This is a genomic window from Paenibacillus sp. FSL R7-0331 (assembly GCF_000758645.1).
GTDB classification, from domain to species: Bacteria; Bacillota; Bacilli; order Paenibacillales; family Paenibacillaceae; genus Paenibacillus_AQ; species Paenibacillus_AQ camerounensis.
In genome coordinates this window covers 1751812-1768924 of sequence record NZ_CP009284.1, presented here as the reverse complement: position 1 = coordinate 1768924, position 17113 = coordinate 1751812, and the positions used below count along the sequence as shown (strand labels likewise).

Annotated in this window: 12 protein-coding genes and 2 pseudogenes; 6 read left to right on the top strand and 8 right to left on the bottom strand. The window is 45.0% G+C overall.

The genetic code is table 11. The annotated features are described in order from the left end of the window. Positions 1-21: 21 nt before the first annotated feature. The 3 genes and pseudogenes from R70331_RS32475 to R70331_RS32465 all read right to left on the bottom strand — a co-directional run. Entirely contained in the window at positions 22-180 is a 159-nt protein-coding gene (locus tag R70331_RS32475; protein ID WP_442950577.1) for an opine metallophore biosynthesis dehydrogenase, read from the bottom strand. Continuing rightward, positions 158-238: pseudogene (locus R70331_RS32470) on the bottom strand (opine metallophore biosynthesis dehydrogenase); the annotation flags it as partial. The gene R70331_RS32475 and the pseudogene R70331_RS32470, both read right to left, overlap by 23 nt. A 28-nt stretch (positions 239-266) precedes the next feature. Then, a pseudogene (locus tag R70331_RS32465) lies at positions 267-464 on the bottom strand (opine metallophore biosynthesis dehydrogenase); the annotation flags it as partial. A gap of 720 nt (positions 465-1184) precedes the next feature. On the opposite strand from R70331_RS32465, the gene R70331_RS07365 reads away from it, so the two are divergent. Both R70331_RS07365 and R70331_RS07360 read left to right on the top strand, forming a co-directional pair. Further along, positions 1185-2018, top strand: a complete 834-nt coding sequence (locus R70331_RS07365; protein WP_042174157.1) for an AraC family transcriptional regulator — start codon at positions 1185-1187, stop codon at positions 2016-2018. Positions 2019-2233: 215 nt separating this feature from the next. Further along, positions 2234-3247, top strand: coding sequence for an alpha/beta hydrolase (locus R70331_RS07360; protein ID WP_042174155.1), 1014 nt, complete (start codon positions 2234-2236; stop codon positions 3245-3247). A gap of 178 nt (positions 3248-3425) precedes the next feature. Here R70331_RS07360 and R70331_RS07355 read toward each other — a convergent pair whose 3' ends face one another. Further along, on the bottom strand, positions 3426-5456 hold the full coding sequence (locus R70331_RS07355; RefSeq protein WP_052418960.1) for a beta-galactosidase: 2031 nt from the start codon (positions 5454-5456) through the stop codon (positions 3426-3428). 293 nt (positions 5457-5749) lie between these two features. On the opposite strand from R70331_RS07355, the gene R70331_RS07350 reads away from it, so the two are divergent. Beyond that, the gene (locus R70331_RS07350; protein WP_042174151.1) at positions 5750-6130 is read left to right on the top strand and encodes a VOC family protein; all 381 of its coding nucleotides are present in this window, start codon (positions 5750-5752) and stop codon (positions 6128-6130) included. An 88-nt stretch (positions 6131-6218) separates the two neighbouring features. Here the strand turns inward: R70331_RS07350 and R70331_RS07345 are convergent, their stop codons facing one another. The 3 genes from R70331_RS07345 to R70331_RS07335 all read right to left on the bottom strand — a co-directional run bounded on the left by R70331_RS07345 (position 6219) and on the right by R70331_RS07335 (position 9887). After that, positions 6219-7112, bottom strand: a complete 894-nt coding sequence (locus R70331_RS07345) for a carbohydrate ABC transporter permease (protein ID WP_042174149.1) — start codon at positions 7110-7112, stop codon at positions 6219-6221. A 15-nt stretch (positions 7113-7127) separates the two neighbouring features. Beyond that, positions 7128-8048, bottom strand: a complete 921-nt coding sequence (locus R70331_RS07340; protein ID WP_042174148.1) for an ABC transporter permease — start codon at positions 8046-8048, stop codon at positions 7128-7130. Positions 8049-8120: 72 nt separating this feature from the next. Next, positions 8121-9887, bottom strand: a complete 1767-nt coding sequence (locus R70331_RS07335) for a type 2 periplasmic-binding domain-containing protein (RefSeq protein ID WP_042174147.1) — start codon at positions 9885-9887, stop codon at positions 8121-8123. 205 nt (positions 9888-10092) lie between these two features. Between R70331_RS07335 and R70331_RS07330 the strand changes: the two genes are divergently transcribed. The 3 genes from R70331_RS07330 to R70331_RS07320 are packed head-to-tail and all read left to right on the top strand — an operon-like array spanning position 10093 to position 14388. After that, positions 10093-11742, top strand: coding sequence for a response regulator (locus R70331_RS07330; RefSeq protein ID WP_042174145.1), 1650 nt, complete (start codon positions 10093-10095; stop codon positions 11740-11742). Continuing rightward, positions 11742-13508, top strand: coding sequence for a sensor histidine kinase (locus R70331_RS07325; RefSeq protein WP_081947521.1), 1767 nt, complete (start codon positions 11742-11744; stop codon positions 13506-13508). Before R70331_RS07330 ends, R70331_RS07325 begins: the two co-directional genes overlap by 1 nt. Continuing rightward, entirely contained in the window at positions 13501-14388 is an 888-nt protein-coding gene (locus R70331_RS07320) for an AraC family transcriptional regulator (RefSeq protein ID WP_331281503.1), read from the top strand. The genes R70331_RS07325 and R70331_RS07320 overlap by 8 nt, the downstream gene beginning before the upstream one ends. A gap of 57 nt (positions 14389-14445) precedes the next feature. Here R70331_RS07320 and R70331_RS07315 read toward each other — a convergent pair whose 3' ends face one another. Next, complete coding sequence (locus R70331_RS07315; RefSeq protein WP_042174140.1) at positions 14446-17097, bottom strand: family 78 glycoside hydrolase catalytic domain; 2652 nt, start codon at positions 17095-17097, stop codon at positions 14446-14448. Between the last annotated feature and the right edge of the window lie 16 nt (positions 17098-17113).

The following is a 17113-nucleotide window of genomic DNA, read 5'->3' as shown; positions in this document are numbered from 1 at the left end:
TCCCCCATGTAAGAACTATTGTCAGTCTTTCTTTTTCACTGCCAAATTACTGCAAATCATCCGGATATCCTCGGAATAGGATTGTACGTGAAACGCCTCGGTTACAGCCTGGCCTTGGAGCACCTGGGCCGAGAACTTCAGCTGCTGCTCATAACGGTCAATGAACTGATCGATGGTCAGGCACTGAGCACGGATCGATCAGCAGGGAGGCGTACCGGATATACAGGATGAACGAACAAAGAGATGTTTCTGCTCTCCGCTTCCGCCCCCTTTTCTTTTATGTAAGTGTGAACCAGGCTGTTCGAACCCAAAGTGGGGGAAATCAAAATAACAGATTTCACATGGGCTAAAAGACCGCTGTCCAATTGTCGCAGTACCTGCAGATATGCATCCGCTGTCACCGACAAGATCACTATCTCCCATAGCCCGCTTACGGTCCCGTAGCCTTGAGTCAAGCGGCTCATACTTTGCCGGCACCGTTGAACTGAAAATGATAGGTGTAACTTGTTTCAATTCTGCCTTAAATTGCTCTATTCCTCCTGTTACAAGACGTATACTACCTTGGAATCAGCAGGAATATGAAAGCTCCCGAATTCACGCTTGGAGTACTGGATAAGACCGAGCATGAATTCACGGGTGTTATAGCTGAACATCCTAATTTCGATGTTTTCAGGTACGGGCATCATGACCTTGCAGAAATAATCCGCATCCGTTCTCTGCACTTGACAGCTTATAAGCTGATCTAATCCAGAGGTCCCCATTTGAATCGCCATAGTGCTCTTGGGCTCAAGTCCCCTGTGAAATGCTGTCAATGCATCCAAGGACATGCAGGCATTCCCACAGAATTCACCACCGGCCATGCAGAGAGCTGCCGCTTCATCACTCACATCCTTAGAAATTCAGTTTGAATCACTGATACCTTACTCTATTAGTAATGATTACGATTATCATTGTAAATTATAACCACACCTCATTTACAGGTCAATGTTTTTTTAAAATCATCCACTGCAAAAAAATGTAACTTAAGTGATATCCATTCTCTTTACTGAGCTCCGGAAGCAAAACAAAAAGCAACCCATCCGCAGACAAGTTGCTTTTTGAAACCTTATTGTAAACGGATACTACTAACCTGTTATGATATAATCATTTCATATTTTGATGTCAGAAAGTAAGGGAGCATAGCAGTGAACAACTTAAACATACTCCATGAACTTTCAGAGCACATATTAATTCGAATCAATATGTGCTTGGAGGCCGCTCATCCCAATAGCTGGGCAGAAACCAAACAGCTTCAGGATTACTCCTTTTGGTATCTACATGAAGGCCAAATTGAAATTCGCATTTACGATCAGGTACACATCGCCAGAGAAGGCGACCTGATTTTATTCAGCCCCAAGGTAGTCTATACCGCCACAAACGTTGGGGCTAATTGCAGATTTACCTTTACACACTTTAATTTTGACCTTGGAGACCAGCATACAATTCTGGACAATTTCCAGCTCCCCGGTGTGATTCCAAGCCCCCTCTTCCCGGAAGAAATTCGTCTGTTCTTAGACAGTTGTGAACAGTATAAGGGCGGTGCTATGATGTCAACGATTCGATTAAAGGGCGCGCTGACCATCTTAATTTCCAAGTTATTGGAATGTTATGAGCTTGGCTCATACCGCGGGGGATTTACGAATAATTTGTCCGAGCGAAAGCGAATCACCAGTTTACAGAAGCTGCAGCCTGTTTTCCAGTTCATCCGCGAGCATCTGCATGAGCCCATCCGTATTGAAGAACTTGCAGTACTGGCTGGCATGTCGGAGAAGTACTTCATTGTCTATTTCAAACAAGCATGCGGTGCTACACCAGGTCTGTACATCTATCAGATGAAGATGAGCCGTGCCCGGAATTTATTGTACACCAAACGTTTTTCAATCAAACAAATTGCGGGGCTGCTCGGCTATCCTGATCCCTATACCTTTTCAAAGGCCTTCAAGAAATACTACAATGTGCCGCCATCCCAGTTCCGGTAAAACTAGTGATCCACTTACAAAAAAGCCTTAAGCCCATCGTTTAGGTACATTCAGATATCCTTCCAGATCATTCATTACGGCAGTACCACCAGAAACGTTAAGAACTCTACCGTTAATATGCCAATAATACTGGTTCATCGCATCGTCAATTAGACTGTATTTTATATGGATAAGTTCCATTGTCTCAATTAATTGAAGTTCAATAGGAGGAAAATATGAACCAAGTAAAAAAATTTAGAATCGGGAGGAAAACCGGGATTACACTCAGTGTTATAGCTTTCCTGATCCTCACAATTGTTGTTGTGAACCAGCTCACACCGCGTCTTTATGTGGCCATTTTCAGAGCATTAATCAACACCCAAGAGAATGCTGTAAATCTGGGTCCATATGCTGACAAAATTAATGGTATTGAAGTTAGTGACGCAGTCAGTATTCCTGTTGAAGGATTGCCCGATGCTGAGTTAACCATGTATACTTCTGATGCCGGATCCGGTGCTCCTAAGCCCCTGATTTTATTTATACATGGCGGCGGCTGGGCAGCAGGAAATGCGAAACAATTAGAGTCATTCTCAAAGCTTCTAGTGTCCGAGGGATATGTTGTTGCGTCTCTAGATTATTCGCTTGCCCCCGAGTACAGATATCCGGCTCCCATACAGCAGGCCGCAGCAGCAATCCATTATCTGCAGGCTCACGCTGCCGAATACAATGCAGATCCCGCAAAGCTCTTCATAGGCGGTAACTCGGCGGGTGCTCAAATATCAGGTCAGCTGGGAGCAATGATCACCAATCCCGCACTTGAACAGCAAGTCGGCATAAATATTGATATCCCCGCTGATAACGTGAAGGGTTTACTGTTACTTAATGGCGTATATGACTTTGATACTGTAGCACGGGATAACTTCCCTGGCTTTAGAAAATATGCTTGGAGTTATACCGGAAAGAAAGATTACGAAAGCTACTCCAGATTAGACGAGCTTTCAACTGTAAAAAATATCACCTCCGATTATCCGGCAACGTATTTAACCGCAGGTGATGCCGATCCACTAGAACCACAGACCTATGAAATGGATGCTATTCTCAGAGCACATGGTGTTGACGTTACGAGTGTCTATTGGACTGGCAGCGGAAATAACTTGCCTCATGATTACATCTTTGGACTCCAAACGGAGCCTGCTCAGTTAGCCTTTGAAGAGGTCGTCAAATTTATAAATGATAAATCACAACAATGAGAAGTTCAACGGATTTTCCGGTAATTACCAGAATGATTAAGCCGAACTCCTAGATCACGTAACTCCATGAGATTGCTGTCCATAGATGTATAATCATTTCATATTACGATGTCAGAAAGAAAGGGATTTATCTGTTAACAACTGCTCATGACAGCCTGATTATTACAATGGATTTGGATTAAATATTCGAAGTTGCAGCCGCCTTATAGACTTCCACCCCGTAAGGAGCGAGTTCCAGACTTGTCTCGTACAATTTTCCGGTCAAGAGGCCTTCCCCCGGTACCTTAAGGAAGACATGCTGTTCATCAGCTGTCGTATTTACGTATATCACGTGATTCCCTAACTGACGAGCGCTTACCCCTAACGGAGTCTCCGGCCCCTTTTCAACTCCGAGCTGTGCATAGAAGTGGCTGAGTAACTCTTGCATAAGCTCAAACTGAGCTGGAACCGCTACATAAACGGCTTTACCTTTTCCGTACGCATTGATGCTAACCGCCGGAAGCTCCTGATCCAGGTTAGTAAATGTAGCCAGTACTTCAGCACTCGTAAGTTCCAGAATTTCATAGTAGTCTACCCTATAATCTAAAATCCGATCATTCATTTTAATGTTCGGAGTTTCACGCCGGATATTGAGCTTTTGCTTCTGGAGACCACCCTCATTGCTATCCGAATAGTGATAGGCAGCATTCTCAAAAGCATTAGCGCGGATACCAAATACATCGCTAAGCCTTCCGGGCATGGTCGTGCTGAAAACCCGGTTATGCTCATCGACTTTGGCTGAATAGGCAGTCATAATTACCGTTCCGCCTTCTTGAACAAACTTCCTGATCGCACTGGCGGAAGCTTCATCCATAATACAGTGGCCAGGTACCAGCAACATTTTGTAGTTTTTCTCGATGTTGCGGAGGTCCACAATATTGAATGCGACATTATCCTCGCTTAACGCAAGGAAGGTCTGCATGATTTGCTCAAGATAAGCTGTCTTATAGTAAGCTTTCGAATTCTCGGAGACTCTGAAGGATTCGAAGGAATAGGCCATGGCGATTTCCGGTTGCGGCAGATAGGGCAATCCAATTGGTTTCAGCTGCTCCATCTCGCGTGCAAATTCGCGAAATTCATCCAGCTTCCTTCCCGGCTGGCCATCGTGATCAAGCAGCCCGAATAAGTACTGTTCTTCTCCGCCTAACATGGATCTCCATGTCCATGCGCAGACGGCTCCCGAGCGAAATAACAAGGATAAGTAGGCATACATCCGGAGAACACCCTTTGGAGGTGCATAGGCACCGAATGATCCTGTCTGGAATTCCAGACACCAGATCGCTTCATCCTTCTCCCCAATCCGGTGAACCATCGTGAAGCAAGCTCCAAATAACGCATTGTGGTCTTCGGGATTTACTCCGGGATAGAAGCCTACTCCAGGCAGATCAAAGATTTGCTGGTATTCCTTCAAATAATCAAAGCCGAGTGCCGGATATTCCCCCCAGTGATTGGTCGTTTCCCGGGCATCAGGAGCATGCTTGCGCACGATATCGCTTAAGCCCTGAAGATAGGACAGCTGCTCGTCCGAATAGAACCGGCGTACCTCCAGCATCCGCTCCGGCGGCCCAGTTCTTTCACCGGAAACCGGAAATTCAACATCCTCGAAGCTGCCGAGCTTGCGGGACCATCTCTGCGCAGCCCATGCTTCATTCAATTCCCCGATCGTAGCATACTTCGCTCTCAGCCACTGAATATACCGCTGACGGGCTTCTTCAGAGTAAGTCTGCATGCCCGCACCCACCTCATTGCATAAGCCGAAGGCATGAAGAGCCGGGTGACCGGCATACCTTGTGGTCAGTCTCTCTGCAAACCGGTAGGCATATTCCTGAAATACCGGATTGCCCACATCTTCCATATAACGGCGTACAGAATGGAGACGATTCCGGTGCTGGTCAGTAATATTGATGATCGGGTATTTCTTATGCAGCCACGTGGGCGCCGGACGGGTCGCAATGTCGAGAACTACTTTGAATCCTGCCTCTGCGAACAAATCCATAACCTCATCAAACCACGCAAAGTCATAATTGCCTTCCGAAGGCTCAAAGCTATCCCAGCACAGATGCCCGAGACGTACCAGATTAAAGCCTGATTCCTTCATCAGGCAGATATCCTCCGGCCATCGTTCACGGGGCCAGTCATGCGGGTGGTAATTGGTTCCGACAAATATCATAATGTGCACTCCTCTTTTATTATTTCTTCCCTTTAGAACAACTTCAGTCTCATTCATTATAAGGAGATCTATAATAAACCGGAATGCAAGCTAGTATCACATGCATGTCATTTAGTAACATATTCATCATCCAATTAAGAACGGTAACGATATTAATAAAATCTCATTCCAATGAAAAAAAGCAACTTATCCGAAGACAAGTCGCTATCTCAACGAGCAATCCTTGTATTCATACGCTCCCTTCAACTAAAATAACTGTATTGATATGCACGACTGCCAGGAGGGCTTTCATCATGAAGATCGAAGGTATTGATCACCTCGTATTAACTGTTACCTCTATAAACCAGACAATTACTTTCTATACAGAAGTACTGTCCATGACGCTTGTAGAATTCGGCCAAGGCCGAAAAGCCCTGCAGTTCGGTCAACAAAAAATCAATCTGCATGAAAAAGGCAACGAGTATGAACCCAAAGCCCTGATGCCAACACCAGGCTCAGCGGATCTCTGTTTCCTTGTGAGCACTCCACTGGAAGAAGTTATACAACGATTATTGAAGTATCATATTCCTATTGAAGAGGGGCCAGTAGCACGCACTGGAGCACAAGGGCCCATCCTCTCCGTTTACGTACGTGATCCTGACAACAACCTGATTGAGCTGGCTAACATAATGTAAATGTAATTCTATCTTTTATAACCTGCAGGATCGAGACATCCAATGTCTCATTCCTACAGGCAAATTTATTACTACCAATCCCTGAGCCCTACCCCTTCACACTTCCCAGTGTCAGCCCTTCCGTAAAATACTTCTGCATAAACGGATAAACAACAAACAAAGGAATAATGGAAATAAAGATTTGAGCGGCTTTCAGGTTAATGTCGTTTACGTTCATTACATCAACGATAGTTTGCAGGTCTCCACCAAGAATTGCACTTTGAATATCAACGACAAGTGTCTGCAAATACGACTGCAGCGGATAGTTTGAAGTAAAGTTCGAATAAATCAAGCCGTCGAACCAGGCATTCCAGTGATGAATTAAGCTAAAGAGAGTAACTGTAGCAATAGAAGGTTTAGACAGAGGAATATATATTCTCCATAAAATCGTCCATTGGCTTGCTCCGTCAAGCATTGCAGACTCTTCTAATTCCTCGGGTATGCCCCTGAAGAAGTTCATAATCAATATGACATTAAAAATAGGAACCGCGCCGGGAAGGACAAGTGACCATATGGAATCAATCAACCCGAGCTTGGATATTAGAATATACGTAGGAATCAAACCGCCGTTAAATACCATCAGAAAAATGAAATACGCGGAATAATACTTTCTTTTCTTAAAGATAGAATCGCTTTTGGATAGCGGATAAGCTGCCAGAATCGTTAACAGCATATTGATCGGAACGCCGATAACTACCCGTTTGACCGTTACAAGAACCGCTGTCCAAAACTCGCTGTTATTCATTACATAGCTGTAAGCTTCTGTGGTGAAGTCTACCGGCCATAATTTCACTCTGTTCGCCAAAATTGCTTGGGAGCCGCTAAGAGAGCGGGCCAATAAATTAACAAGCGGAATTAGACAAGCCAGCGTTATCGCCAATATTAAAATAGCATTACAAAGAATAAATACCTTCCTGCTCATGGAAATATTTTTAGCAAACATGCTTGTTACCCCCTTCTAAAATACGCGGTATCCAGCATATCGCTCTGCCATTTTAAATGAAACGACGATAAGGATGCCCGAAATAACTGACTTAAACAGACCTACCGCTGCAGATAACGAGAATTGCTGATTTACCAGACCTAGCCGATAAACAAGCGTATCAATGATATCGCCGGTCTCGTATACTGAAGGGCTGTACAATACAAAGATTTGCTCAAACCCGGCATTCAGAATATTCCCTATAGAAAGTACTGTCATTAAGATGATAATAGGCGCAATGCCCGGGAGCGTAACATGCCAGGTCTGTTTCCATCTTCCTGCACCATCGATTGACGATGCTTCATATAAACTGGGATTGATACTGGTCAATGCGGCTAAATAAACAATCGTATTATAGCCAAAGTTTTTCCAGACATCACTGACTACTACCGAAGCCGGGAAGATGTGCTTATTTCCCAGAAAGTTAATAGGCGCATCCACCAAACCTAGATTCATCAACACCGTATTCAGGAATCCTGCATCTCCAGCTGTATTGCCTTGTGACAGAAAATCCAGTAAGATTCCTCCTAAAACGACCCAGGAAAGAAAATAAGGCAAATAGGTAATGGTCTGTACCGTTTTTTTGAACCATTTGATCCGGAGTTCATTCAGCATCAGGGCAAATACAATCGGAAAAATCATATTACCGATAATCTTAAAAACGGCAATAGTTAGCGTATTTCGTAAAGCCGGCATAAAGTCCGGCAATAACGCAATCGTCTTGAAATTCTCAAATCCTACCCAATTGGATTTCAGCATCCCGAGGCCCGGCTGATAGTCCTGAAAAGCGATAACAATCCCGAAAATGGGAAGATAACTAAAGATGAATAAAACTACCACAGGCAGAACAAGCATAAGATGAAACATTCGTTGTCTCTTTTTATCAATATTGGTCATCCGCTCCTGCTCCTTTCCATCATTAGAGGATGCAATACTGTCATTACATCCCCTAACCTTATTTATATCTGATTACTTATTGCTGTCGTACCATTCCTGCGCTTCCTTCGTTACTGTCTCTCCGCCAAGTGCCTTCCAGGATTGGAGGAATTTATCGTACGAATCCACGCTGTCACCGTAGATAATCTTCACAATGGTTTCAAGCGCCATTTTGTCGAGTGTCGAATATTTGGCTGACATCGTTTCGGTTGGAATGTAGTTGTACGCCGAAAGGTTATAAGCGCCACTTGTTTTAATTAGGTCCACTGTCGCTTCCCCGCCTTGCGGGTCACCAAACACGGTATATAAGCTCGCGCCGCTCAGGAATGTGGAATCATTTGCTGCAATCATGTCTTTAGCCGTTCCCGCTTCTACGGCATCCAGATAATATTTCATTTTGTCATAATCGCCCTTTTGTTCAACATTCAGCTCAGAAGTATCGCCTGTCTGCAGTGCTTGGGATTCTTTATAATAATTCTCGAGATTTTTCAGTGGGTTCAGGGTTTGAGTCAGACTGAACTTCCAGCCGCTATACACATCAGTTTGTCCGTAATATTTGTTGAATTCGTCTTCGTTGCTCGGGTGAATCAGTTTTTGCACACTGAGGTTAATCAACTTGATTAACGCTTCCGGATTTTTGGCTTTGCTGCTTATTACAAAATAAGATTCAGGCAGTGTAGGCATGTAAGCTTTGGAGGAGCCTTCACCATTACCGTCCGGAATGCGGGCGCTTGTAAAGTGGGCATTCGGGTCACTTTTAATTGCATCCATAATAGATGTCATGGCTCCCCACATCGGAGCGAAGAAGATTCCGGCTTTTCCGCTGCCTAAATCCTTGTTGATTGCAGTCAAATCCATGGTTCCAAAATTTTTGGCCAAAGATCCCTCATTGTACATAGCCTGCAGTGCGGTTAAACCCTTCTTCATCTCATCCGGCAGAGCACCACCCCAGACCACCTTGCCATCCTTCTCAATAAGAGAGAATTTTCCGTTCCAGTGACCCGGCGCTGCGCCGTAACCTTCAAAGAATGCCTGCAAACCGGAGAGCATGGCAAAGCCCTCTTTACCATTTAGTGCAAGTCCGTAAGTATCCGCTTTACCGTTGCCATCCGGGTCATTTTTGGTGAATGCGCTTGCCACTTCGACCAGTTCGTCCATGGTTGCCGGCATCTTCAAGCCCAAGTTATCCAGCCAATCCTGACGGACGAACATCATCATAACGCCGTCAAAACCGCTGCTCATTTTTGGAATCGCATACAGCTTACCGTCCACCTTGGCTGAAGCCAGTGACGCACCTTCATCTACATTCAAATACTCGTTGAGCTCCGGAGTAGCATATTTTTCATATACCTCACTAATGTCGGCGATTACATTCGTTTGCGCATATTTTACAAGCTCAGAAGCCGATACCGTAAATACATCCGGGTAACTGCCGGAAGCGATTGCCGTCGATAGCTTGGTTTCTCCTTGACTGGCGTCAACACTGTACATAGGAGTAATGTTATATCCGTTTTCTTTATACAGATCCATCCAGGTGTTCTGGGATTCCGTTTCCTGGCCCTGCATCTTAAAGTCAGAGGCAAAAGCAAATCCTACATTGAGCTTGACCGGCGTAGTGTAACCATAAAGATTGTCATCATCCGCTGCATTACTGACAGCTTGATTAGTAGCGTTGTTGCTGGCAGCTGCATTACCCGTATTATTGTTTGAACTACCATTACCGCTGCATGCGGTTACAGTTATCAGCATTGCTGCAGCCAGTGCAATACCAGCCGCGCTTTTCAATCTCTCTTTTTTCATTTTTATCCTCCCTTTTGTAACTACCTTGGTGGGTACATGTGCATTATAAAAGAAAACGTTTTCTTTCATCTACGTCCATGATTTTACTTTGCCTTTATATTTTTACTACTTTCTGATAGCGCATTCAAAAGAGTTCTATTGTTCTGTACAATAGAGGTAGACGCATTAATTTGTTCATTTCTATGCAACCTTAGGAGGAATAACCGTGGGAAGCCTGTTAATTATAGACGATGAGTTAGATATATTGGAGTCCCTCCAGGACATGTTCCTATACGAAGTATCAGCAGATATTGATGTTTACACAGCCAACTCAGCCCGAAAAGCCATTCAACTGCTGGATAAGCTGAAATTCGATGTCGTTATGACAGACATCCGGATGCCCGGAATGAGCGGCCTCGAATTATTTAAGGTGATCAAAAATAACTGGCCGCAATGCCGGGTTATTTTCCTGACCGGCTATAGGGAATTTGATTATTTGTACGAAATCCATGATTACAAAGATGTACGTTATCTGCTGAAAAGCGAAGACAATACCGCCATCATCAGAACGGTCATGGAGGCTTTTGATGACATCCAAAAAATGATTGAGCTCGAATACACCGCCCAATCGCTGGAGCTTGAAATGGATAAGGCGCAGATGTGGCTGCGCAAGGAGTACATTAACCAGCTTATATACAATAAGGGCAAACGTGAAATCCATCAACAACAGCTTGAAGAGCTCAGAATCCCCATTCAGAGCAGTTTCCCTATGCTTGCTTTTCTTTTCCGTCTGGACAATGCCGGGGCGGAGGATTTCATTGCTGAAGAATTTGTTCTATATCAGAATATCTTTCATATTGTCCATCATTTCATGCCTGACCACATCCGGGTCCATGTTCATTTTGTAACAAACGGATACGGAATATTGCTGTTACAGCCTGAGCCCGCTGCGGCAGATTTAGTTCATGAGATCCAGTGGGAACGTATATATACTCTTTCCTTTGGAGCCTTGGAATATATACAAGAAAATTTCCGAAAAACAGTTCATACGAGTATTTCCTTTGTAACCAGCACAGAGCCTTGCTCCTTTCAGGAGCTGCATTTTCATTATGAACGATTAAAGAGACTGGCCATTTCAAGGATAGGCCTAAGCGAGCAGATGATCCTTAAGGAAGACAACCATGCTCAGGGGACAGCTGAAGCTGCATTCACTCCAATGAATGTGCGCCCGCAAATTCAACTGCTGGAGACGTATCTCGAGATGAGAAAACCCGTATCCTATTTCGAAACATTGGATACTCTTCTGGGAACGCCGGAGCAAATACAGAGCAAGTATTATGATGCGGCATTGGCGCTTTATTATAACGTCGCCGTCACACTGCTCAACTTTATTAACGAAAACAACCTGACTGCAGCTGTTGCTGAAAAAATAAACTTGGATAAACTAATGAATGCCGGCAATCAAACATCAATGGAGCATTTAATCACCTTCTTGTATGATCTCTCAAGCCGTATCTTTGAAACCCTTGGCGGCGAAGCGAGAAATCGGACAAACGAAGCGCTGCAGAAGGTCCAGGATTATATCGAGAACAATCTTCATGAAGATCTGACATTGAACAGGCTGGCCGAAGTCGGCTGCTTCAACGCTTCCTACCTGTCCAGAATCTTCAAACAAACCTATGGGTGTAATCTTTCTGAGTATATAGGGAAAGGCCGTGTGGAATTGGCAAAACGCCTGCTGCGAACCAGCAACGAGCGCATTCACGAAATTTCCCGGAAAGTCGGCTATACATCCGCACACTCTTTTACCAGAGTATTCAAACAAATGACCGGAATAACGCCACAGGAATATAGGGATAAGTATGGTGAGCATTAATGAAAAGAACTTTATTACGGGAAAACCCATTCAAAATCAACTGGAAAAACTCGATTCGTACAAGACAGCTTTCTATATTCTTTCTTTTCTTGTTTGTGAGTACACTATTGTCTTCTTTTCTTTACTACAACGCTATCAAAGTCGCTAAGCAATCCATTAATGACAAAATGAATTCCCAGGCGGACTTTTTTGTTGATTCCATCGATCAGCAGATCATGAATATCAAGAATATGATGTATGATCTATTCTCGGCGCGCAAACTGGTGTTTCTGGTGAATCCGAACAGCACACTCACCGATTATGAGCGGAGAGAAGCCATATTAACCGAACAGGAACGCCTGAATTCGTTGAAGAACAGCAGTCTACTGGTCAAAACAGCCACGCTGTACTTACCGAAAGCAAACTTAAAGATATCCAATGACGTTGTGGAAGCATTAAGTGGCGAGGATATGTCTTTCATTGAAAAGCACTATCCTTCCGTAAACCAGATCATGAATGTTGAAGATAACAAGCTGTTCATGGTATCTACGGGTACCCCCTATGATAAGAACCTTTCAATGACGGAGGCTTTCTTCTATGTAGAGCTGAACCGGGACAAAATTATCGATACGCTGTCCACCTTCAATACCATCAAGAACAGCGGTTCCTTTCTCTTCCAGCAAAATCAGAACATCCTTTTTGAGAGTAACGAAGGCGGTAGTTACGGCAAAAACATGATGGAGTATATCCGTTCAGATCCAAATCATGCTGAAGAAAATTCGCTCACCTTAAATGTAGATAAGCAAAAATTCCTGACGGTCATCCGAAAATCTGATTATTTTGGGCTTTTTGTGCAATATAACCCGGAAAAAGAGGTATTACGTGATCTGCAAATGTACAAATGGCTGGTCTTTATCTACATTGTTGTGATGCTCTTCTTATCGGTCAGCATTTCTGCATTTACCGAACGCAACATTCATAAGCCCTTGGTCAAACTGCTAAGAGCCTTCTCCAGAGTCGAACACGGCAACTTTAACAGCGAGCTTAAATTGGCTGCAGGCAAAGGGAATGAGTTCAGCTATCTGTACGACGGCTTCAATCACATGACACTGGAGATCCGGAATTTAATTGAGGAGGTTTATATTCAGAAGAACCTGACTCAAAGAGCTGAACTCAAACAGCTTCAGGCTCAGATTAATCCACATTTCTTGTATAACAGCTTCTTTTCTCTAAGCCAGAAAATAAAAAGAGGAGATAACGCAATTGCAGAAGAGTTCGCGCAGCATCTTGGTGTCTTCTTCCGTTTTCTGACCAAAAACAATTCGGATGACGTACCTTTGGCGCTGGAAGTGGAACACGCCAGAAGCTATACCAGCATACAGGGATCACGATTCTATGACCGTATTCATATTGAGTTTGAAGAGCTCCCTGAACGGTACAACGATCTGCTTGTTCCCCGCTTAATTTTACAGCCGATTATTGAAAATGCATTTGAGCATGGCTTGGAGAACAAGGAAGAGAATGGAATGCTACAGATTACCTTTGCTGAGAACGGACCTTACTTTGAAATCCATGTTGCGGATAACGGGGAGGAAAGCTCCGGCTTGTACCCTGATCAAATAAACTCCGGACTCGAGAATAGGGAACAATGTGAAGTGACGGGTCTTCTTAACATTCACAAACGTCTGAAAATATACTACGGAGAAAGGTCGGGATTAGAAGTGAGACGAAGCGCTTTAGGCGGAGTTGAAGTAATTATTAAGCTAATCCAAAGTAAGTATGAATGATAACACGATGATGCTTCCTTTCCGGTTAAACAAATCATCCCGGGAGTCCCTTTCGCTCCCCCTCTACCTGTATTCTGTGGGAAGTCATCATCAATACCGCCATGTCAAACCGCAGGGCTTTCCGGTGTATCAGGTTTTTCTGATCCGCAGCGGGAAGGGATTGTTCCGGGATTTGGATTCCGGGGAAGAATGGGTGCTTGAGCCGGGACATGCGTTTTTATTTCAGGCAGACCGGGCACATGAATATTTCCCCCTGTCCAATGAACCTTGGCATGTAGGCTTTATTGGTTTTTTCGGCAGCATACTTGGGAGCTTTCTGGAAGGAATAGGTCTGAACACTGCCGTTCCTTTTTACCCCAAAAGGTTTGAGGAATGCTGGGAGAAAATCAAACATATATGGCAATCTGTAGATATTTCCTGTTCTCCTCCCCATGATGAAAGCTATATGCAGAGCATTTCCGGATCACTCTACCACTTTTTCCTGAATCTCCGCATTGCAGAGCATTCCAGGGAGGTTCAGCAAGTGCCTGCCGATGAATTACCCCATAATGAGGTACTGCAAAAAGCACTCCGGCTTATGAACGAACACTATACTGAGCCGCTGCTGATCTCTAACCTGGCCCGGGCTGTAGGTTATTCAGTGCAGCATTTCCAGCTTTTGTTCCAGCAGGAATATGGCGTGACACCTCTCAAGTACCTGCAGAATCTGCGTCTTGAACGTGCAATGCAGATGATCAGGGAAAGCCCGTCCCTGCCGATTCAACATGTAGCCCAACAATTGGGCATGGAGCCCAGCTATCTCATCCGGTTGTTCCGTAAAACATATGGTTATACACCGGGTGATATTAAAAAAAGAATCGCCTTAAGCACGGCAAAATAAAGCAAACAATCAGGGTATCCAAATGCGGATACCCTTTGTAGTCTACCGCATCACTCTTTAAACTCTGTTTACATAGGAGTAGCTGCCAGAGCCTATCTTTAACCGGGCATAGATCTGCGCACCTTGATTGAACGGTTCATATAGAACCCGCGTACCCCTTTCATATAGCTGAGACTCACCATGCAGCAGTGGAATCTGTAAAGTTGCAGTCGTGTTTGCCGGAATCTGAACATTGAGAATAATCTCCTCTGCGGAATGGCTAAACTCCACTCCAATTTCTCCGCGGATGGAATGATGCACTCCCTTCACCCGCTTCACGCGTCCGCTTCGGAACGGAGCAATAAGAATCTCTTTATACGCCCCGGAAGCAGAGGAGATGCCCAGCAATTCCTTATACAACCACTCCAGGATATGGCCCATCATATCGTGATTGCGGGAACGGGCTTCGTCCGTCCAGAATTCAGGCAGCGATGTTTCTCCGCGCTCTACGAATCTGATATAGCTTGGATGCTCCGGCTGCATCATCATGTCCAAAACGATATCATTACGGTTCAATCGGGAAAGTGCGAGAAATAAGTAACGCAGCCCGATTTCACCGGAATGAAACTGCCGGGAAGCTACTGCTTGCAGCAATGCGTGTTCTACATTGTGAAGCTGTTCCTCCGGGACAAGGTTGAAGGCTAACGGAATCGCCTGCACGACCTGATTGGCCGGATCGAATTGGCCTCCCAGCTTACAATAAGCATAGCGCGGGCTGTTCTCCGGCAACGAATGTAGCAGCTGCTTGTTATAATTCAATTTAATTCTTTCTGCTTCCGCGGAGTAATCCTCAAGCTCATCCGTAAAACCAAGTATGCCGGCGAATTTGGCCATTAGACGATAGCCTTCATAATAAAAGGCTGTCTCCACATTTTCTATATAATCGCCGCCTGTTTGCGGTTGGATTCCCCAGTCCCCTAACCCGTGGCCGATTAGCCCATCATGAATCTCTTTGGATTTCAGGTAATCCATATACCGCTTCATTGCAGGGTAGGCAACCTCAATAGCTGTAAAGTTGTTATACCTTTCGAGCAATAGATCAGGTACCATCAGAAGGGCAATGCCCCATGCGATGGAATCACGGAATCCATCCGGGAAGAGAGAATACTCGGGAGCAATATCAGGAATCAGCCCCTCCTCCGTTTGTGCTTCCATCATATCCCGGACTATTTTCAGGAACAGCTCTTCTGCCTGTTTGACGTACACGATCGAAGGCCCCATTAAAGCCGATGCTTCCAGCCAGCCAAGCTTCTCAATGGTCGGACAATCCGTATGCACACTTTGCAGATTACTCTCGATGGCTTTGGTGATGATATCCGCTAGTTTATCAATTCTTACATCATCCGTACTTAAAGTGCCTGTATCTTGGGATGCCGAAGTAATAAAATGACCTTTTACATCATGGATCATTGGCCTGCCCGTATCCGCTTCATCACGTGTACAGCCTTCAATTTGCACCCATCTCGCACCGTAATACGAGAAATCCGGTTTCCATACCTCTACTTCCCCTGTTCCTGCCAGGATAAATTCAGAATAGGTTACGATGTCCCATGGAGTGGCAATGGTTCCGTCCTCTCTCATCAGTTCACCGGGTTTAATGATCACCTTACTGCCCGCAGGTCCGCTGGCATAGATCTCGAACATCCCCGCCATATTCTGCCCCAGGTCAAACACATACACTCCCGGCAGCGGTTCGGCAACAGACAGCGTATCATAGACCTGCTTAACCTTGACTGGCGGCTGGTTCTGCTGAACCAGGTTACCCGCAGGCGGCTTCAGAAGCTGAGCCGGCTTCCACCCGCTGTCGTCGAATCCCGGAACGTGATATCCATCCGGATACAGCCGGGCGTCGAAATTTTCAGACCCGTACACATTGGCTAGCGTAGTTGCACTCTCATGTACTTTCCAGCCTTCCTCTCCCGTACGGAGAATGATCCGGCTTCCATCCTCAAATTCGATATGCCATTCCCCGATAGCCACAAGCTGGTCTCCGTAAGGCTCATATCCTTTATCCATCGTATAAAAGTGTCGTCCGCCGCTGGCTCCAGCGAAGAATCCGTTCCCGACATGGAGTCCGACCGCATTTTTTCCTGATTGCAGATGATCCGTTATATCGAAACCTACATACTGTACGGACTTATGATAATTAGTCCATCCCGGATCCATTTCATGGTCACCCACTTGCCTGCCATTCATATAGAACTTAAATTGTCCAAGTCCCGATACCAAGGCAAATGCCTGCTTGACCTTCTTGTTCAGATCAAATTCATAACGGGCATAGAAGGGCGCATCGCTTCCGTCACCTATCCACTTGGCACTCCAATGCTCACTATTTAGATATCCGGTAATAAAATATTGGACTTCACTCCATAAGCTTTGGCCGGATGAATCCCAAATGGCTACCCTCCAGCAATACCTGGAAGTGCTCTCCAGCGGTGAACCCTTGTACATAACACCCAGCTGCTCATCGGAAGCCACCTTCCCGCTGTCCCACAGCAGGTTGTTTTCTTCTTCAAGCGATTCGGCATTTTCTGCTACTGTAATCCGGTAATGTGTTTGCTTCTGATTCCGAAGCGGACTGCTTAACTTCCAGACAAAGATGGGTTTGGGAGTGTCAATCCCAATTGCCGAATAGTAATTTTTAATAGCCGGCGCGTATGGTTGTAACATAGGTTGTAATCACCTT

Coding starts and splice junctions, on each gene's coding strand:
- R70331_RS07360 (WP_042174155.1), top strand. CDS start 2,234: ATGAACCAAGTAAAAAAATTTAGAATCGGGAGGAAAACCGGGATTACA.
- R70331_RS07355 (WP_052418960.1), bottom strand. CDS start 5,456: ATGATATTTGTCGGAACCAATTACCACCCGCATGACTGGCCCCGTGAA.
- R70331_RS07350 (WP_042174151.1), top strand. CDS start 5,750: ATGAAGATCGAAGGTATTGATCACCTCGTATTAACTGTTACCTCTATA.
- R70331_RS07345 (WP_042174149.1), bottom strand. CDS start 7,112: ATGTTTGCTAAAAATATTTCCATGAGCAGGAAGGTATTTATTCTTTGT.
- R70331_RS07340 (WP_042174148.1), bottom strand. CDS start 8,048: ATGACCAATATTGATAAAAAGAGACAACGAATGTTTCATCTTATGCTT.
- R70331_RS07335 (WP_042174147.1), bottom strand. CDS start 9,887: ATGAAAAAAGAGAGATTGAAAAGCGCGGCTGGTATTGCACTGGCTGCA.
- R70331_RS07325 (WP_081947521.1), top strand. CDS start 11,742: ATGAAAAGAACTTTATTACGGGAAAACCCATTCAAAATCAACTGGAAA.
- R70331_RS07320 (WP_331281503.1), top strand. CDS start 13,501: ATGAATGATAACACGATGATGCTTCCTTTCCGGTTAAACAAATCATCC.
- R70331_RS07315 (WP_042174140.1), bottom strand. CDS start 17,097: ATGTTACAACCATACGCGCCGGCTATTAAAAATTACTATTCGGCAATT.